The following is an 18,672-nucleotide window of genomic DNA, read 5'->3' on the forward strand; positions in this document are numbered from 1 at the left end:
ATTAGGCCGCTTTGGAAAGCGTTTGCTGGACCGGCAAGATGATGGTGAAGGTCGTACCAACACCCTCGGTGCTGTCGATCAGGATTTCACCATTATGCTGGCGGATGATCTTCTCGGAGATGGAAAGCCCAAGACCGGTACCCTTGCCCACATCCTTGGTGGTGAAAAAGGGTTGGAAAATCTTCTTCCTCACCTCTGCCGACATACCCCGGCCATTGTCTTGGATAGAGATGCTCACCTTATCGCCATGGGCACGAGTGCTGATAACAATTTCGCCAAAGCCCTCAATAGCCTGACCGGCGTTAACAATGATGTTGAGCAACACCTGGTTGATTTGCCCTGAAGCGCAGCTCACCAGCGGTAATTGGCCGTAGTCCTTGATAACCTTGGCGCTATGCTTGATCCGGTTATGGGCAATGTTAAGGGTGCTGTCGATGCAACGGTGCAAATCGACATCATCGAAGTTCAGTCGGTCCATGCGGCTAAAATCTTTTAGGCTCACCACGATTTCCGAGATGCGCTCAATACCTTCGGCACTCTCGACCACCATGCTCGATAGATCCTCAAAGGTGCCATTGTTATAGAGTGCCAACGGGTCAGCGTCGGCAGGTGCTCCATCCACAGCCGCGTGTTGGCTGTAGGCAGCTTGCAAATCGACAAATTGCTCTTTCATCATTTCCAGATTACAGCGGATAAAACCGAGTGGTGTGTTGATCTCATGCGCCACACCAGCCACCATTTCGCCCAGCGAGGATAATTTTTCAGCTTGAATCAACATCAGTTCTGATTCACGGACTTTCTCATGCGCGTCTTTCAGTTCAGCGGTGCGCTTATGCACGACTTTTTCGATACGGGCGCTGTGGGTTAGGCTGGCAGCGAAGGCCACCAAGATTCCGGTGACTGCCAGACCAATGACCAATACCACCCAGGCGCTTTTTGGGGTTTCCTTACCGTATACCGCATAAGGGGCGACGAACCGCAGCCGCCAGGATGCGCCACCCGCTGTGACATCAGTCACATGAGCGAGCGAACCAGCACCCTCCACCTTGGCAATACGCCGCGCATAAAGCTCACCGGCACTGTCGGCTGCTGTGTCGATCAAGGTCTGTTCGGTATACGTGTCGTAAAGATTGGCGCGTTGTAGACCCACTTCAATGACGGCAGCGATATCGACTACGCCGACCACAAAACCGGCCAAATTCTCCGCACGTTGTTGGCGAGTCGCTTGCTGGCTTGAGGTGTAGACTGGCGCAAGCGCAATGACCTGCTTCTGCTCCCCAAGGCTAGACAGGGCAGGCCGGCCGTGGTTGATAATCTCACTCATCGTGCGTTGGACCGATGGCACAAGCGTCAAATCCTGCCCTACAGTCAGATCATCCGTGCGCGCCCCGTAAAACGGGCTATGGAAAACCGAGTTAACCCGGAACTGACCACTATGATCGTTCGGCAGCCATGCTGCGGAACTCAACACGTACTGGCTATTCAACAGTTGCTTAATGTTGCTGCGCAATATCGTGCTGGCGTCTTCGCCAATGACACTGGTGGTGGCCCGTTGGTTGTCCGTGATGGACGATTTCATGGCCGACAAGGTGCCGTCCAGATAGGATTTAATAGCATCGGCCTGCTGCAAGGAACGTGTTTCAAATGCTTGTTCAGCCCGAGCCTTCTCCTTGTGGATTTCCTGGTAAAAACCCCAGATTGAGCCGCCGATGCCTATCGCGATCAGCAAGCCAAGCAGCCAACCGCGCACGATGCGTTCCCAGTTTAGGGCAGATGATTTCTCAAAAATGGAGGCGTCTACGGGAGTAGGCAACGCCATAGTGGTTGTCGATGTCATGATAGTTACCTCGTGTTCGCTATAGCTGATTACCGAACGAGCCAGCCAAACAGGGCGCGAACTTTAGCTTTCAGACGGGCACCAAGACCGCCCATGCGCTTGAACATGGCACCCTCGGTGTCAAGCCCGCTCACATCGACCTGGTAGCGTTTCGCTTCGCTGGCCTTACTCTTTAGCGTGTTGTGCTTATCCAGCGCTTTTTGGATTGATCCCATCAAGACAGGCCGTGACGGTGGCTTGATCATGAAGCGGAATATCTGGCATTGGTTAATGAGTTGCCGTAGCAGCTCACTATCCCCAAGCGAAGTCAGGGCAATGGTGACGATGTACGGATAGTGGTATTTCAACGCGGCGACCATCTCGGCCACCGGCTCGCGGTTGGCCTTGACATCGGTGATGAGAATGCCGATCGCTGGGTTGTCTTCCAGGAGAGTGAAGGCTTTGTCGATGGTATTGGCGTAATGAACCCGGCCGGGGCTGTCGTAAGCCTTGGAGATCAGCTCGAATGTTGCTTTGTCATCGTCCACCACCAATAAATCGACAGCGGATTCAATGGCGTTGACCAGCGCCGTACTGGGAAGATCGCTACGCCCGGAGTTGGGATCAGCGGCTCGCTCAGCAACGAAATGGGTGCCCTCGACCAAGCTTTCACGGGCGATATCGGCTGCGTAACCGACGATTTCCTTTAATTCCTTGTTGTTCCAAGGCTTGAGAATGTAGCGAAAGATTTCCCCATCGTTGATCGAATCGACCAGGGCGCTCATATCGGAATATCCGGTAAGCAAGATGCGCATGGTCGCCGGCGAGATCTCCTTGATCACAGCCAGCGCTTCGACACCAATCATTTCCGGCATCCGTTGGTCGCAGACCACGACATGGATTTGGTTTTTGCTGACGATATCAATCGCCTCCAGGCCACTGGAAGCAGTAAACACGTTGTAGAGGGATGAAAATAACCGTTGCAGTGAACGCAAAATGAACGGTTCATCATCAACGAATAGGATGTTGGTAGGGGTGGTGGCTAGGGCTGTCATGGGCGTTAGTTCTCCGAGACGCTATATTCGAGGATATTTAACCGTATGTGTTGGTAGGCCTTGCACTTTCTTAGAACCGGGTCTTTCAAGACTTGCGTGATCGCGGTTCAGCAGTTTTTGCAATGCAATATAACTAATAAATGACATTGGGCTGCTGAGCAGCAGATAGCAATTGTCATACCATGATTCAATTTCTTCATTGTGAATTCGGTTATCGATAGAGCCAAGCCGATCACACTCTACGGCTTTGATGAGCGATTCGCTGACCGATTCTCTGAAAGCCACCTAATAGACCTTTTAGCCACTTCCTTCTTATTAATTTTTTATTATTAATACCTTATATAAATATTCTACCATTTAGATTGAGTGTTTTTTCTTCGTGGATCGTCGATGGTAGGCTTTTGTTGTCCGCCAAATTCTTCCAACTCACCAGTCTTCTAGGGCAATCAGCCTATAAATATTTTTATGACATTCGTATAAAAAATTAAATTAAATAGAGATTAATTTAATTTTTTAGGTCATTTATAGTACAAATTAATAGTCTTTAAAAAGTAACAAATGTGACAATTTAGGAAAATAAGAACTTTTTTGGACAAAAAATGCCAGATAACATGCTAAATAATGTCTTAATATGGCCTTATTAGTCAGCTTTGGCCAAATAGGTGGTAAGTAGCGTCAGCAGGCTTGGAGAAATGCGAAAAATTGTTATTTGAAGCCCACACGCCAGGCGAGAAAATTTCAGCGAATGGGAAAACGCGGACTTGTTGTGTCAAACAAGTTGGAGGGTATCAGTGCATTGGAAATCACCGCACTGCGGTATCGGCCGGTAGCTCCGTCAGAAGCTTTTTATAGCGGTATCGGCGCAACGTGCCACTAACCACCTGATAGCTAGCCAGATATTGGCTCAGCCGCCGGTATGATTCATGTGGCGCAGGATGACCGGTTGGCCATCGAGTTGAAAATCGTGACCGCGAGGCTTGAGCGCCATCGCTGAGATAATTGCTTGTTTCAACCGTTCCTGATCGCCGGGATACGCGCGCAAGGTGTGCTTCAAATCGACCGAATTTTCCTGTCCCAGACAGAGCAATAATCGGCCTTCGGCGGACACCCGCACCCGATTGCAGTCGCCGCAAAAATTGTGGCTGTGGGGCGAAATGAACCCAATCCGACTATTAGTAGCGGGAATGCGGTAATACCGCGCCGGCCCGCCAGTGGTTTCCGTGGTCGGAATCAATTCAAAAACTTGCGCGAGATCAGCATGGATTTCATCGCTGGAATAATACGCCTCAGCCCGGTCATGATCGCCAATCTCGCCCAGCGGCATTTCCTCGATAAAGCTGATGTCCAAGCCGTTATCGAGCGCAAATTGCACCAGATCGACCACTTCATCGTGGTTGCGATGCTTTAATATCACCGTGTTGAGCTTGATGCGCTGAAAGCCAGCGGCTTGTGCGCCCTGGATACCGCGCAAAACGGTTTTTAAGTCCCCATTGCGGGTGATACGCCGAAACCGTGCCGGGTCCAAGCTATCCAGACTGATGTTCAGCCGCGCCACCCCGGCAGCCTTGAGATCGACGGCCAGGCGCTCCAGTTGCGAGCCGTTGGTGGTCAGCACCAATTCCGCCAAACCACGCTCCCGCAACCGGCCCAGTTGCTGGAACAGCCACAGCACGTTGTGTCGCACCAGCGGCTCGCCACCGGTGATGCGGATTTTACGCACACCCAATTCCACGAACGCCTGACCCAGTGCTGTCAGTTCTTCCAAGGTCAGAATTTGTGCGCGCGGCAGGAATTTCATCTGCTCGCTCATACAGTAGACGCAGCGAAAATCGCAGCGATCCGTCACTGAAAACCGCACGTAGTCGATCCGACGGCCGAAACCGTCGATCAAGGTAGGTGCAGAACCTGCGTTTTCAGTATCGTTTGGCGTAGAAAGAGTCACGGTTTGCTGAGCAATCAACGGTTCTTCACTGATTTTGCAACTTAACCGGCGTGTTTTTTGACCCAGGCGACGTACTGATTCATCCAATCTTGCAGGAACTTGCGGCTGCCCTCGCCGATGTTGCCCGCATCGTCAAACAGTCCGTCCTTGGCTTGGATAAACGTTTCCGGCTGGCCCAGTGTCGGCATGTTCAGATAAGCCAGGATATTACGCAAGTGCTGCTGCGCCAAAGCGGTACCGATGGCCCCGACTGACAAACGATGGAGCGGCGGATGGACAGTGGTCTCCCGATTGAGCGGAAAGGAGTGAAATTGAATCGGTCAGCCCATAGAAGAATCCGATCTTTTCAAACCCCACTCGAAACTGCCTCTAAAATCACGCTAGAAGCTCATAAAAGCGTTTTTACGGATTTTCCATACCCAAGAGGCGGGTCACCGTAAAAATCGCTTAAATCGCCTTCCAGCGCGTTTGGTATAACGGCTCGGCTGGCGGTTGCGGTTCGGGCGCCATCGGCTGCATCGTGACCCACAGTTCACCCCGAGCCGGCTCCGTCACACCCGCTGGCATCGGCAAGGTGCGGGCGCTGCCGTCGTCCGGTAAGACACCGAGCATCATCGGCGGCGAATCGGCGGGCTTTAGCCAGAGGAAACAGCGCTGGTCGGGCGGCATCGCCATCGGTCGCGGGTTGCTGACGTACAAACGGCCATCGTCCACCCGCGCCACCGTCCACAGCAATTCTTGCTGCTTGCCCCGGATCGCGGCAAACCTCATGTCGGCTTCTTGCGGTATGTCGGCCAGTTGCGGCGCCAGCACCCCAACCGCCGCTAGCACCCCAGCCGCCGCCAAACCGCGCCAAAACGTTAGGCTATTCCACCATGAAGGGCGCTGCTCGCTGGGAAACAGTCGCTGCTGAAGGTTGTTCCAAACGTCCGTCGGCGGTAAAGCGGGTGAGCTGGCGACCGCCAGCCGGTTCAAGCGGCGCTCCCAGTCCGTCACCGCTCGCTGCAACGCCGGATGTGCCGGTAGTAGCCGCTCAAACCGACGACGGGCGCTGCCATGCAGGGTGCCAAGCACATATTCAGCCGCCAACTGGTCGCGCCAAAAGGAATGCAGATAATTCATGCCGCTTCCCCCAAGCAGATTTTCAGGCGTTGCAGGCTGCGCCGCACCCAGGCTTTGACGGTTCCCAACGGACGATCCAGTGACTGGGCGATGGCGTCGTGGGTCAGACCTTCAAAGTAAGCCAACAGCACGGCACGGCGTGGTTCTGCCTCCAGCCCCTCCAGACAGCGGACCAGCGCATGGTCACCCTGCTCAAGATGCAGTTGCTCTTCAGGGCTTAAGCCGGGAGCCGCGACATGCTCCCAACCTGCGTCGTCCAATTCGGCATGGTGGCGATGCTCACCCCGCCGCAACCGGTCGATGGTCAGATGGCGGACGATGCTGCCCATCCAAGTCAGCGGCTGGCCTAGCGCAGGTCGGTAATCACCCGCGCGTTGCCAAATACGAACGAAACCCTCCTGCAACAGATCAGCCGCTAATTCCCGGTCATGGGTCAGTTTTAGCAGCAAGCCGTATAAGACTGGCGAAGCCTGCCGGTAAAGCCTTTCGAAAGCGTGGCGATCACGCAAGGCACAGCGAGCGAGCAGGTCAACCAGCGAATCGGGAGTGGCCATACAAGAGATTCGAGCGGTTACGGGGATCTTATCGAGGCAGTATAAGCGGGATCGGCCCGATTCGCCGCCCAATCCCACCATCGGCCATAAAGCCGATTTTTCCAGGATGGTACTCGCAATGTACTCAGACTCAATGGCCGAGCGCATTGCCATTATGCTGGTCGGAGATCGCCAGCACCTCTTGGTTCAGAAATCGGGCAAGCGCGGTGGCGAGATCGAAGGTTGCATCGTCCCCAGCAGCCGTTTCCGCCGCCTCGGCTAACGGGCGATGCGCTGCGAACGCAGTCAACAGCACAAATTCTCCGGCAGATAATGGTTGCTGAACCACTGCGTTCTTTAGCCGCCATACTAGGACGGATTGCGCGTGTTTGAGATCGACAGCATCCAGTGGCCCGCCGTTAGGCTGGTGAGCGTCCCAAATTGCGTGAATCGGCCACCGTGATTGCAGTAAGCGAACTGAAGGGTGTAGCCAGATCGATAAACCAGGCAATTGCTCAGGTGGCACAGCGGCCAGTCGGGTAGGGGTTAACAGCGGCGCTTCAGGCGCGAATAACGCCTCATTACGCGCCCACTCCAGTCGAGCGATATCCGCCAGCCAAGGTAAATCGGCCAGGGGTTGAAATGCGGCCAGAAACCCAGGGAACCCTCCACCATAAGCGTACAAGACCGGCCGCTGGGGTGGATGTTGGGCCACGAAGGTCAAGCCGACTGCAGTAAAACATGCCTCGCCGATTAACTGGCGACTCACAGGAAACGCCGCTTCCAGCACGTTCAGTAGGGCATGACGGACGTTATTGCGATAGACGGCCAACCGTCGTTCACGTTCTCCAGTCGGACCGGCTAACAAGGCTAACAAGGCAGGATCGGGGCTGTGAGCCAGCATTGCCTGGTGCAGGCTGGTTTGCAATTCAACCCATCGCATGATTGATCTCGCGGAGGTAGACATTCGCCCGCTCAGCCTCGGCTATGAGCACGGGCAGCGTGGGAATATCGGTGTCCCATTCCACCAGCACCGGCTTGGGACCGGTGCGGCTCAACGCCGCCGCCAGTAAATCCCAAACCGGCTCAGCGACGGCCGAACCGTGATCGTCGATCAGTAATTCACTGCCAGTGATAACTACCCGTGCATGGCCAGCAATATGAATTTCACCGACCGCCTTGAGTGGCAATCGAGCCAGTGGCGCTACCGGATCGGTTCCGTGGTTCCGCGCACTGACGTACAGGTTGTTGACATCAAGCAACAGGCCACAGCCGGTGCGGTGTACCAGCTCAGCTAGAAAATCGGCCTCATCCCAGTCAGCTTCGCTAAAACGTAGGTACGTCGCCGGGTTTTCAAGCAATAAGCGCCGACCCAACGCTTCTTGGGCAAGATCCAGATTGTTAGCGACCACCTGTAAAGTTTCGTGGGTGTAGGGCAATGGCAGTAAATCAGCCAAAAACGTGCCATCCGGGGCTGTTGACCATGCCAGATGCTCAGAGACCAGTTCCGGCTCGAAACGGTCGTAAAGCGCCCGCAATCGTGCTAGATGCGCCCGATCCAGACCCTCCGCCGAACCCAGCGATAAACCCACCCCGTGACAGCTCAGCGGATAATCGCCGCGCAGTCGCTCCAAGGCGGCTACGCGGGGACCGCCAGGCGCAAGATAGTTTTCGCTGTGAATCTCCAGCCACGCCACCGGTTGGGATGCGGCCAGAAATTCTGGTAGATGCGGATGGCGCAGTCCGATTCCCGCTTGGTTGGGAAGGGCGGCACGATTGCGGGTTGGCGTCATATCGTTCAGCTAGCCGCCGGCTTGCCCTGTCCCTTAAACGCTTTCGTCTGGCCACCCATCTTTTCACAGGTTCCTTTAGCGACGTATTTCCAATCTTGGCCATCGTAGTTAGCGGTTGCTTTACCACCGCAGTCGTGTGTGCCCGCAGCGCTGGCACAGTCGTTCTCGCCGGCTTTGGCGACTCCGTAGCATTGGTCTTTACCGTCTTTGGCGGCTAGCGCAGGGGTGGCGACTAGGCTTAAGGCACCAGCGACGGCAGCGGCTAGAGCGAATTGGCTGAAAGTGGTCTTCGTCATCTTCAGTTTCCTTCAAGGTTGGGAAATACCGATTCGATTGATCCGGCTTGATGGTTTACGTGATGGATGCTGATTTGGATGCGGGAATCTTCGGAAATTTTATGATCGGTTCGGTTCGTTGGCTATTTTCCGGTAGCCGGATACCGTTTTGCAGGGACATTTTCCGTCGGTTGCGTCGGTTTTTGGGTTTTGGGTTTTTCCGAAAAACGACGACGACGACGCTCGTTTAAGTCGTTTAAATATGTTTAAAAGAACGTTTAAAGAATGTTTAGGGTGCGAATTTACTTTAAAAATCATATATTTATAAGACGTAATGTCCCCGTTTATGGGACGTAATGTCCCCGTTTATGGGACGTAATGTCCCCGTTTATGGGACGTAATGTCCCCGTTTATGGGACGTAATGTCCCCGTTTATGGGATAAAAATTAAAATGTCCCCGTTTATGGGATTTTTTCCCAAAATTTCACGCGAATTTTAAATTATTTCTTTTTTAATCAATTTTTTATTCTTTTATTGACTCTGCGTGCCATTGAAACCTATGAATCAAGCGGTGGCCTTGATGGATGAAAGGGTTGCTCAGCCGTCGTGGGTCGGGATTGCCCTTGATGCTCAGCGAAATGTCCCCGTTTATGGGATAAGAATGTCCCCATTGATTTTTTTCAACCAGGGGACATTTTTGGTAAACTAACTCAATGGCACGCAGCAGAGAAAGACGCGGCAGCGTGGATGCGGCACGTAGGATGGTCGTGACCGATTTGGCCGACCAGAATCTCAAAAAGCATGTCGCCGCCATCCACATCAACAACAGGCTAACGCTGACCCAGCGCAAAGCCTCGAATGTGCTTTTGTACAATGCTTACGAAAGCCTGTTGACCGCGCGCGTCCATCGGATTCGCGTGAAGGATTTAGCCGAAGCCATCGGGTTTAACACCCACAATCTAGACCCCCTCAAGGAAGCCTTGAAGACACTGGCTCGGACCATACTGGAATGGAACATCCTGGACGAAGAGGGGCGCCAAGAAGAATGGGGCGCGACCACCTTGCTGGCGCAAGCGGTCATCAAAGGCGGTTACTGCGTGTATGCCTACAGTCCAGAGCTGTGCGAAAAGCTCTATCGGCCAGAGATTTACGCGCTCCTCAATCTGAGCATCCAGCGCAAGTTCAGTAGCAGCTACGCGCTGGCTCTCTACGAGAATTGTCTGCGCTACCGGCGGATCGGGACCACGGGCTGGATCGGCCTGGATATCCTGAAACGACTGTTGGGGATCGGTGATACCGACGGCTATTATCAAGATTTTCGCAAGTTCAACGATAAAGTGATTAAGCCAGCGGTACGGCAAGTAAACGATACTTCTGATTTGCTGCTAGAAATCGATTATCAGCGCGACCGGCGCAGAGTCTCGGCGGTGCGGTTTCGGGTGAGTGATAACCCGCAGATGCTGTTATTTGCCCAGCATCAGGCCGCGATTGCCATGGCGGGAGATGCTCCCGTGGCGGAAGATCTGCCCGTCGAAGATAACCCAGAGCAGCGCCTCGAACATCAGGAGCAATTGCGCGCGCGGCTGTCGGCGTTTGGGCTGAGCGCCCGCCAGATCCGTATTGCGTTGGCTAGCCACCCGCCGAGCTATTTGGAAGGTAATCTTACGGTGGTCGAACGCGATTTGGCTGCCGGGAAAGTACATAACTTGCCAGCTTATCTGTTGGCGGCGTTGCGGGAGGATTACCGACCGGCAGCGGAGCCGAGCCGTAGTCCGCCTGCCACACCGAACCCCAGCGCTGATCTGCCGCAGCAACTGCAGTCGGAGCAGGTGGCAGTAGAGGTTTCCGATGCGCGATTTTTGGCGGCACGCTTGCAAGCGGCACTCGACCGGCTTAGCACTGCCGACCGGGAAGCGCTTGAAGCTGCATACATTACCCGACTGGAGCAGGGCGATGGGTTTGAAACCCAGCTAATTTTGGGGCTGTATCGTAAAAACGGCCTGAACAGCAAAATTGTGGAAAGTCATTTTCGGGCTTTTGCGCGTGAGCGCCTGTTAAACTCTGTCAGCGATACCGAAATTGTCGCTGGCGTGGCGGACAAGAACGAATAGAGTGGCTGGTGAACGGGCGGTGTTAATGCCTTGACGTGCTGAATCGGAAGGACGATAGGAGAGAAATCCGATGAGCGAGTATCGGAAGGGATCAAATCGCCAGGCTGAGAGTCGGTCGGATCGACTGGGCAGCATAACGCAGATTATCGGACGTCCGTGGGCTTTGGCAGTGATGGCGTTGCTTGGCTGCTGGTGGCTATCTGTGGCGGTCGGGGCCCAACCCATCACCCCCAATGATGCCGGAGATCGATTCTATTGGGGTTACTTCGTCGGCGGTGGCTTGCTGCTGGCAGGGCTTTTTGGCATACCGGTTGTCATGCTTGCGGGCCAGCGCCGCCAGCTCATGCTAGAGCGGGAGCGGTTGAGCGACCGCCTTTTCGCCCTGACGACCCGCCAGCAGGAGTTGGAGGCGGAGATCGAGCGCCAGCGTCAGGGAGCCGCTCGCCAGCGCGGGCTGGAAATCGAAATCGAGCAATTACGGCGTGCTGGTCGTGAATTTGAAGCGGAAATCGAGCGCCTGCGTCAGAGAACCGCTCGCCAGCGCGAGTTAGAGGCGGAGACTCAGAGGCTACGTCAAGGCACCACTCGTCAGCGCGAGTTGGAAATCGAAGTGGAGCAATTGCGCCAAAATCTGGCCGGCAAACAGAAACTGGAGGCCGAGACCGAGCGCTTGCGGCAAGATCTCGCCTGCCATTGGGAACTAGAGGTCGAGGTCGAGCAACTGCGCAAGGAGGCCGCCAGCCAGCGACAATTGGAGGAAGAAATCCGTCGGCTGAGGCAGAATTTGGAAACCCTGCGCGATAGCGAGCAGCGCTTCCGGACCCTCACGCAGCAACTGCCGGTCGGTATCTTCATGGCCGATCTTCAGGGTCAGTGTCGTTATGTCAACGAGCGCTGGTGCCAGATGACCGGGTTGGCTGCCGAGCAAACCGTCGGCTTGCCATGGACGCACGCTTTGCACCCGGACGACCGTGATCAGGTCGAGAAAATCTGGCGGCAAGCGCTCGACAAGGGGAGCGAGTTCGTAGTCGATCACCGCTTTAAGACGCCGACTGGCCGCGATGTATGGATGGATACTCGCGCGGTGCCCTTGCGGGATCGCTCCGGTCAGATTGTCTATTACCTGGGTGCGAATACCGATATCGCGGAGCTTAAGCGCACGGAGGAAACCTTGCGCGCCAGCGAAGCTCGTTTCCGCAGCTATTTCGAGCTGCCCCTGGTGGGCATCGCCCTGACTGGTCCCGACAAGCGTTGGTGGGAAGTCAATAATCGCCTTTGTGAGATGCTGGGGTATCGGCGTTCCCAACTGCTGCAACTGACGTGGGCCGAATTGACCTATCCGGAGGATTTGGCGACTGATCTTGCCCAGTTCGAACGGGTAGCCAGCCGTCGAATCGATGGTTACTCGGTCGATAAACGGTTCATGCGCCAGGATGGTTCGCTCTTATATGCCAGCGTTTCCACTCGCTGCATCCGGCGCTCAAATGGGATGGTTGACTATTACGTGGCGCTCATACAAGACATCAGCGAACGTAAACAGGCGGAAGAGCACATCCAGCATTTGGCCCACTACGACGCCTTAACTGACCTGCCCAACCGGACTTTGCTAGGTGACCGCTTGCAACAGGTGTTGTTGCGCGCTGCGCGCGATCATACGCAAGTCGGCATCTTGCTGGTGGATCTGGATCATTTCAAGCGGATCAACGATACGTTGGATCATACCGTCGGCGATCAGCTCTTGCGCGAGGTTGGCCATCGCTTGCAGTCGTGTGTACGCGAGTGTGACACCATCTCCCGCCAGGGCGGTGATGAATTCGCGGTTGTGTTGCCTGACCTCATCAACAACGACGAGGCACCCCGGATCGCCGAGCGGATCTTGGGGGCAATGACTGAGCCTTACCGGTTCAGTGATCATGATTTGCACATCACTTGCAGCATCGGTATCAGCCTCTATCCTCGTGACGGTCGCAGCGCCGAAATCCTGTTAAAGAACGCTGATAATGCTTTGTATCGGGCTAAAGATCTGGGACGGAATAACTATCAGTTCTACCAGTCGGGCGCGACGATGGTGGCCCGCGAGCGGCTCACGTTGGAAAACAGTTTGCGCTATGCGGTGGATCGGCAACAACTGGAGTTGTATTACCAGCCGAAGTGGGATTTTCACGCCAACGCCATCACCGGTGCCGAAGCATTGATCCGTTGGAATCACCCGCAGCTCGGACTATTGCCCCCGGCCCGGTTTATTCCTATCGCCGAAGACAGCGGGCTGGTACTGGCGCTCGGTGAATGGGTGTTGCGCGCTGCCGTCCAAGAGATCGGCCAGCTCCACCAAAACGGGGCGTCTGGCTTAAGAGTGGCGGTCAATGTCTCCGCTCGACAATTCCATCAGGGTAATCTCACCACGTTGGTGCAAGGGTTGCTGACTGAGAGCGGCTTCGATCCTGGGTCCTTGGAGTTGGAGCTGACCGAAGGCATTTTGATGCACCACACCGAAGACAATATTACCGCGCTGAAATCTTTTAAAGCCATGGGAGTGCGACTGGCCATTGACGATTTTGGCACCGGTTATTCGTCGCTGGGCTATCTGCAACGGTTTCCGGTGGATGTGCTCAAGATCGACCGGTCGTTTGTGACCGAGTTGCCGAGCAACGAGAGTAATGTCGCTATCGTCGATGCCATCGTTACCTTGGCGCACGGCTTAGGTTTGTTGGTGGTCGCCGAGGGGGTGGAGACCGTCGAGCATGTGGAGTTTTTGCGTGCTCACGGTTGTGATGAAGGCCAGGGTTATTATTTTGGCCGACCTGTGCCGTTGCTGGAATTTCAGAGCCTTTTGATGCGAGATCGTGCCCGGTTGGCAGGTGAGGCGCTATCGGCTGTCTCGCCGTGATGGTTTGTCATTTTCACCGAGCCAGTCGATTTTACTTGAACAATCTCGTGGTCCGATAAGAGACGAGTGGTGAGCGTTTCTGGCAATCTTGAGCACCAAACTCGGTTGTTGCCCTATGAACAAACTGCGTAAGCCCCAAAGAGTTTTTAAAACTGCAAGCCATATCATGGGGCTTACGCAAAAGTGGTCATGAAAGGTCGCCCACTGGCTGAATGGTCCCAACGCTGGATGCCTGTGGCGTAGCGATCTTACTGTTGAAAGATCCAAGCCAATCTTCCTCATCAGGAATCGCCTTCATGGCGTTACTCCGATGAAAAAGCGGATCGTTTGCGCTCGAAGCGTACTGCATGGCGCGGATCATGGTCCCTAGACCCGTGATAAAAGTGAACGTTGAGTGAGTGTATTGCATGTTCATAGCGATTCCTCCGTACTGCGAAAAACACTAACCAACATGGAGTTGCTAATCCTGCGCCCGCCGCAGGAGCCCGGCACTAATACGCCTCACCACGGCAACGCCTCCCCGTGCTGAACGTAGCTGCCGGTGGGGCCGGTGTAATCAAGCAGCGCCATCGCCACGCAGGCCGCCGCGCCGTCACCAACTTCGATTTCACCCAGACCCATATTCATATCCGTCTTCACGTAGCCGGGATCTACCGCGTTGACCTTGATGCCGGTATCGCGCAGCTCGTGGGCCAGGTGGACGGTCCAAGCATTTAGCGCCGTCTTTGAGGTGTCGTAGGCAGCGAACTTGGTATCGTAAATGGGCGATCCGGGCTGACTGTGCAACGTCAACGACGCCAGGCTGCTGGAGACGTTGACAATACGACCCGCTTTCGACAGCCGCAGCAGAGGCAAGAAGGCGCGCGTGACCGCGACCACCCCGAACAGGTTGATGTCGAAGGTCCGCCGCCAGGTATTCTCAGACTGCTGCGACGGGGCAAGGCCAATCTCGTCGATCAGGATGCCGGCGTTGTTGACCAGAATGTCGAGGCGGCCGTGTCGCTCGGCGACGAATTCAACCGCGAGGGCGATGCTGGCGCCATCGGTCACGTCGAGACCGATGGCTTTAACCGGCAGGTGATTGTTTTGGTTTTGTAATTGCAGCACCGCTTCGAATGCGCGGCCATAGTCGCGCCCGGAAAGCAGCGTGTAGACGCCGGCTTCGGCCAGTCGGCGCACGGTCTCGAAACCGATGCCACGATTGGCGCCGGTAACCAGGGCAATTTTCTGGGTATCATTCATGTGACCTCCTTTGCAGTCAGCGTGGAATAACAATTCCATCATCGTAAAGTCTACGCTGCTAAAAGGGACTTAATTAGTCCTAGTTATAGGGAATCATTATCCCAAAGCCGGTCTAATCATTTATACGCTTTCATCGGATATCCGCTTTCATCGGAGGTTGGCGATGCCAGATCTCAACGACACCCTCATCTTCGTCAAAGTGGTCGAGCAGGGCAGTTTTACCGGCGCGGCCAAGTCGCTGTGTCTCCCCAAAACCACCGTCAGCCGCAAGGTGCAAGACCTGGAAGCGCGGCTCAGCGCGCAGCTTCTGTATCGCACCACCCGCAAGCTCAGCTTGACCGAGACCGGCAGCCTCTATTTTGAGCACTGTCAGCGGATTGCCCGCCAGTTGGACGAGGCCGAACGGGCGGTCGCCCAACTTCAGGGCGCCCCGCGCGGCTGGCTGCGTTTTACCGCACCTTACGCGATTGGGGTGACGTGGATTGCGCCGCTGCTGGGTGATTTTTATGCGCTCTATCCCGAAGTGCGCATCGACATGGTGTTGAGCAATGAAGACCTGGATCTGATCGACGAGGGTCTCGATCTGGCCCTGCGCGTCGGCGCTCTGCCCGATTCCCGTCTGGCGGCGCGGCGCTTGGCGGTGTTCCGCAGCCATGTTTACGCGAGTCCCGCTTACCTCACTCGCCACGGTGAGCCACGGCATCCCGACGATCTCCGCCAGCACCGCGCCTTGGCGATGAACACCGCCCGCCGCAACGGCGGCGATTATTTCTGGACGCTGAGCGATGGCGTGGGCGGCGGTGATTTCGTCATCGATCCGGTGCTGGTCGCCAACGGTCCCAGTCCGCTCAAGAGCGCGCTGCTCTGCGGTGAGGGGCTGATGTTGGCAAGCGATGTCACGATCAAGGGGGAGGAAGTGAGAGGGTACGCGCGGCGTGTGCTGCCAAGCTGGGTCGGGCCGACGCTCGATTTCAATGCGGTGTTCGCGCGTGGGCGGGTGGAATCGCCCAAGGTGCGCGCCTTCATCGATTTCCTGGTCGAGCGTCTCGACTTCGATGTGGGCGACCGGCAGATTCTGGCTCCAAATCGTCACCTGACTAAGGGGGCAGAACTACAGCTTCACGCCGATTTAGTTTAATGGGATCAATTTCTTGACTATTTCACCATCCCCTCAGCCCCCGCTTTGGCACAGCCTGGACACCGCACAGGTCTTGCAAGCGCTGGACACCGCGCCCGGCGGCTTGAGCGGAGCCGAAGCCGCCCACCGGTTGGCTGCGCATGGCCCCAACCGGCTCCATCCTCCGGCACAACGTGGCCCCCTGCTCCGTTTCCTGCTGCAATTTCACAACGTCATCATCTATGTATTGCTGGCTTCGGCCGCCATCACCGCCGCCCTGGGTCACTGGGTCGATACCGGCGTGATTCTGGGCGTGGTGTTCATCAACGCCCTTGTCGGCTTCGTGCAGGAAGGCAAGGCCGAATCGGCGCTGGCTGCCATCCGCAAGATGCTGTCGCTGCGTGCGCTGGTGCTGCGCGACGGCCAGCGTCGGGAGATCACCGCCGAAGAACTGGTGCCCGGTGACTGGGTGCTGCTGCAATCTGGCGACAAGGTGCCCGCCGATCTGCGCTTGATCGACAGCAAGAACCTCCGTATCCAGGAAGCCGTGTTAACGGGCGAGGCGGAGGCGGTCGAGAAAGCTACCGCGCCGGTTGCGGCCGACGCCGCTATCGGCGACCGCGCCAACATGGCCTATTCCGGTACCTTGGTCAGCTACGGTCAGAGTACGGGCATCGTCATCGCAACCGGCGAGCACACCGAAATCGGCCGCATCAGCACGCTGTTGGAGCAGGTCGAGGAAGTCACCACCCCCTTGTTGCGCCAGACCGCCCAATTCGGCCGCTGGCTTAGCCTCGCCATCGTGCTGGTCGCGGTGGCGACTTTCCTGATCGGGGTATTTTGGCGCGGCCTGCCTGCGGACAACATGCTCATGGCGGCGGTCGCGCTGGCGGTGGCCGCGATTCCCGAAGGCTTGCCGGCCATCCTCACCGTCATTCTGGCGATTGGGGTACAACGGATGGCGGGCCGCCACGCCATCGTCCGCCGCCTGCCCGCAGTGGAAACGCTGGGCGCGGTCACGGTGATTTGCTCGGACAAGACCGGCACCCTGACCCGCAACGAGATGACGGTGCAGCGGGTCATCACCGCCGACCGGGTGATCAAAGTCAGTGGCGCGGGCTGCGCGCCCAGCGGTGACTTCAGCGTCGCTGGAGCGTCACTGCCACCCGATGCGGCGGCGGATGTGCAAGCCATCGCCCGCGCGGCGCTGCTGTGCAACGATGCGGTCTTGCGCCACGCAGACGGCGCCTGGTGCCTGGCGGGCGATCCCACCGAAGGTGCGCTGCTGGCCTTCGCTGGCAAGGCGGGCTTCGATCAGGCCACGGAAGCCGTGCGGTGGCGGCGGCTGGACAGCATTCCCTTCGAGTCCGAACACCGCTTCATGGCGACTTTGCAGCACGACCCGCAGGGGGGACATTGCATTTTCGTCAAGGGCGCGCCCGAACGGGTGCTGGCCATGTGCGCCAGCGAATGGCGGGCCACTGGGACGCAAGCCCTCGAACCGGCTTATTGGCGCCAGCACATTGAAGGACTGGCGGCGCAGGGTCAGCGAGTGCTGGCGGTCGCCTCCCGACCCGCCGCCGAGACCCAAACCGAGCTTCGGGTTGACGATGTTGCGGTGGGCTTAACCCTGTTGGGCCTGCTGGGGATCAGCGACCCGCCGCGCGAGGAAGCCATCCGCGCCGTGCGCCAAACCCAAGAAGCCGGGGTTCGGGTCAAGATGATCACCGGCGACCACGGCGTCACGGCCCGCGCCATCGCCGCCCAAATCGGCATCGGTGACGGCGTGAAGGTCTTGACCGGCCCGGAACTGGAAGCCCTGGACGATGCCACGCTGCAAACCGTGGTCTGGGACACCGACGTTTACGCCCGCGCCAGCCCCGAACACAAATTGCGTCTGGTCGCCGCTTTGCAAGCCAACCGCCATGTGGTGGCGATGACCGGCGACGGCGTAAACGATGCGCCAGCCCTCAAACGCGCCGATATCGGGGTAGCGATGGGGATGAACGGCACCGAGGCGGCCAAGGAAGCCGCCGATCTGGTATTGGCCGACGACAACTTCAGCTCGATCACCCACGCCGTCGAAGAAGGCCGCACCGTCTACGACAACCTGCGCAAGGCCTTGCTGTTCCTGCTGCCGACCAACGGCGCCCAGGCGGCGATCATCGTCATCGCCATCCTGTTTTCGCTGCCGCTGCCGATCACGCCAGTACAAATTCTGTGGGTCAACATGGTGACGGCGGTGACGCTGGCGCTGGCGCTGGCGTTCGAGCCGACCGAAGCCAACGTCATGCGCCGACCGCCGCGCGACGCGGCAGAACCTTTGATTCCCGGCTGGCTGGTCTGGCGGATCGGCTTAGCGACGGGGCTGCTGGTGGTCGCGCCGCTGGCCCTGTTTCTGTGGGAAATCGGGCATGACCGGCCGCTGGCCGAAGCCCGCACGCTGGCGGTGAACGCGCTGGTGGTGGGCGAGATTTTCTATCTGCTGAACAGTCGGCGGATTGATGCCTCGGTGCTGTCGTGGGATGGCTTGCTGGGTAGCCGCGCCGTACTCGTCAGCATCGGGCTAATTTTATTGCTGCAACTGCTGTTCACCTACGCGCCGCCCGTGCAGACGCTGATGGGAACCGCCGCGATCAGCGCCGCCGATTGGCTGATCGTGACGCTGGCCGGTACGGTGCTCCTACTGTGGGTGGAAGCAGAGAAAACTCGTCGGCGACGCTGGGGCCAGAGAGCCTAACCGCCAATAGCCTGGTCAAGCGCCTTCAACCGACCCGGT

General features: G+C 56.9%; 14 protein-coding genes and 1 pseudogene. 4 read left to right on the forward strand and 11 right to left on the reverse strand.

Translation table 11 applies throughout. The features are described 5' to 3' along the window. Position 1: 1 nt before the first annotated feature. The 9 genes and pseudogenes from BN873_RS11795 to BN873_RS11835 form a co-directional block, all read right to left on the reverse strand. The gene (locus BN873_RS11795; RefSeq protein ID WP_082161240.1) at positions 2-1,837 is read right to left on the reverse strand and encodes an ATP-binding protein; all 1,836 of its coding nucleotides are present in this window, start codon (positions 1,835-1,837) and stop codon (positions 2-4) included. A 29-nt stretch (positions 1,838-1,866) separates the two neighbouring features. Continuing rightward, positions 1,867-2,871, reverse strand: a complete 1,005-nt coding sequence (locus BN873_RS11800; RefSeq protein WP_048673895.1) for a response regulator — start codon at positions 2,869-2,871, stop codon at positions 1,867-1,869. Positions 2,872-3,775: 904 nt separating this feature from the next. After that, positions 3,776-4,813: a GTP 3',8-cyclase MoaA gene (gene moaA, locus BN873_RS11805; RefSeq protein WP_048674060.1), complete on the reverse strand. Its 1,038-nt coding sequence runs from the start codon at positions 4,811-4,813 to the stop codon at positions 3,776-3,778. Between the two features lie 41 nt (positions 4,814-4,854). Continuing rightward, positions 4,855-5,070 (reverse strand): annotated as a pseudogene (locus BN873_RS11810) (NADPH-dependent FMN reductase); the annotation flags it as partial. 190 nt (positions 5,071-5,260) lie between these two features. Beyond that, positions 5,261-5,935 carry an anti-sigma factor gene (locus BN873_RS11815; protein WP_048673899.1) on the reverse strand — a complete coding sequence of 225 codons (675 nt, stop codon included), beginning with the start codon at positions 5,933-5,935 and terminating at the stop codon, positions 5,261-5,263. Next, a complete protein-coding gene (locus tag BN873_RS11820) occupies positions 5,932-6,489 on the reverse strand; it encodes a sigma-70 family RNA polymerase sigma factor (protein ID WP_071244172.1) in 558 nt (185 codons plus the stop codon). The genes BN873_RS11815 and BN873_RS11820 overlap by 4 nt, the downstream gene beginning before the upstream one ends. Before the next feature lie 130 nt (positions 6,490-6,619). Beyond that, a complete protein-coding gene (locus tag BN873_RS11825) occupies positions 6,620-7,411 on the reverse strand; it encodes an HvfC/BufC N-terminal domain-containing protein (protein WP_048673902.1) in 792 nt (263 codons plus the stop codon). Then, positions 7,398-8,261 carry an MNIO family bufferin maturase gene (bufB, locus tag BN873_RS11830; RefSeq protein WP_048673904.1) on the reverse strand — a complete coding sequence of 288 codons (864 nt, stop codon included), beginning with the start codon at positions 8,259-8,261 and terminating at the stop codon, positions 7,398-7,400. The genes BN873_RS11825 and bufB overlap by 14 nt, the downstream gene beginning before the upstream one ends. A gap of 5 nt (positions 8,262-8,266) precedes the next feature. Continuing rightward, positions 8,267-8,557, reverse strand: coding sequence for a BufA1 family periplasmic bufferin-type metallophore (locus tag BN873_RS11835; RefSeq protein WP_048673906.1), 291 nt, complete (start codon positions 8,555-8,557; stop codon positions 8,267-8,269). Between the two features lie 692 nt (positions 8,558-9,249). Here BN873_RS11835 and BN873_RS18820 point away from each other — a divergent pair. Both BN873_RS18820 and BN873_RS11845 read left to right on the forward strand, forming a co-directional pair. Further along, positions 9,250-10,647, forward strand: a complete 1,398-nt coding sequence (locus BN873_RS18820) for a replication initiation protein (RefSeq protein WP_082161244.1) — start codon at positions 9,250-9,252, stop codon at positions 10,645-10,647. A 70-nt stretch (positions 10,648-10,717) separates the two neighbouring features. Further along, positions 10,718-13,534 carry a putative bifunctional diguanylate cyclase/phosphodiesterase gene (locus BN873_RS11845; protein WP_048673908.1) on the forward strand — a complete coding sequence of 939 codons (2,817 nt, stop codon included), beginning with the start codon at positions 10,718-10,720 and terminating at the stop codon, positions 13,532-13,534. 187 nt (positions 13,535-13,721) lie between these two features. Here the strand turns inward: BN873_RS11845 and BN873_RS11850 are convergent, their stop codons facing one another. Then, complete coding sequence (locus BN873_RS11850) at positions 13,722-13,949, reverse strand: hypothetical protein (protein WP_048673911.1); 228 nt, start codon at positions 13,947-13,949, stop codon at positions 13,722-13,724. Between the two features lie 86 nt (positions 13,950-14,035). Then, a complete protein-coding gene (locus BN873_RS11855; protein ID WP_048673913.1) occupies positions 14,036-14,776 on the reverse strand; it encodes an SDR family oxidoreductase in 741 nt (246 codons plus the stop codon). Between the two features lie 163 nt (positions 14,777-14,939). On the opposite strand from BN873_RS11855, the gene BN873_RS11860 reads away from it, so the two are divergent. After that, positions 14,940-15,914, forward strand: a complete 975-nt coding sequence (locus BN873_RS11860; protein WP_071244160.1) for a LysR family transcriptional regulator — start codon at positions 14,940-14,942, stop codon at positions 15,912-15,914. Between the two features lie 19 nt (positions 15,915-15,933). Further along, positions 15,934-18,633: a cation-transporting P-type ATPase gene (locus BN873_RS11865; RefSeq protein WP_082161257.1), complete on the forward strand. Its 2,700-nt coding sequence runs from the start codon at positions 15,934-15,936 to the stop codon at positions 18,631-18,633. The last annotated feature ends 39 nt before the right edge of the window (positions 18,634-18,672 follow it).

The sequence above is a fragment of the Candidatus Competibacter denitrificans Run_A_D11 genome (genome assembly GCF_001051235.1).
Taxonomy (GTDB): Bacteria; Pseudomonadota; Gammaproteobacteria; order Competibacterales; family Competibacteraceae; genus Competibacter_A; species Competibacter_A denitrificans.

Bases quoted from the DNA above. Each gene is read 5' to 3' on its own strand.
- BN873_RS11825 (WP_048673902.1), bottom strand. From the start codon at position 7,411: ATGCGATGGGTTGAATTGCAAACCAGCCTGCACCAGGCAATGCTGGCT.
- BN873_RS11855 (WP_048673913.1), bottom strand. From the start codon at position 14,776: ATGAATGATACCCAGAAAATTGCCCTGGTTACCGGCGCCAATCGTGGC.
- BN873_RS11820 (WP_071244172.1), bottom strand. From the start codon at position 6,489: ATGGCCACTCCCGATTCGCTGGTTGACCTGCTCGCTCGCTGTGCCTTG.
- BN873_RS11800 (WP_048673895.1), bottom strand. From the start codon at position 2,871: ATGACAGCCCTAGCCACCACCCCTACCAACATCCTATTCGTTGATGAT.
- bufB (WP_048673904.1), bottom strand. From the start codon at position 8,261: ATGACGCCAACCCGCAATCGTGCCGCCCTTCCCAACCAAGCGGGAATC.
- BN873_RS11860 (WP_071244160.1), top strand. From the start codon at position 14,940: ATGCCAGATCTCAACGACACCCTCATCTTCGTCAAAGTGGTCGAGCAG.
- BN873_RS18820 (WP_082161244.1), top strand. From the start codon at position 9,250: ATGGCACGCAGCAGAGAAAGACGCGGCAGCGTGGATGCGGCACGTAGG.
- BN873_RS11835 (WP_048673906.1), bottom strand. From the start codon at position 8,557: ATGACGAAGACCACTTTCAGCCAATTCGCTCTAGCCGCTGCCGTCGCT.
- BN873_RS11795 (WP_082161240.1), bottom strand. From the start codon at position 1,837: ATGACATCGACAACCACTATGGCGTTGCCTACTCCCGTAGACGCCTCC.
- BN873_RS11850 (WP_048673911.1), bottom strand. From the start codon at position 13,949: ATGAACATGCAATACACTCACTCAACGTTCACTTTTATCACGGGTCTA.
- BN873_RS11845 (WP_048673908.1), top strand. From the start codon at position 10,718: ATGAGCGAGTATCGGAAGGGATCAAATCGCCAGGCTGAGAGTCGGTCG.
- BN873_RS11815 (WP_048673899.1), bottom strand. From the start codon at position 5,935: ATGAATTATCTGCATTCCTTTTGGCGCGACCAGTTGGCGGCTGAATAT.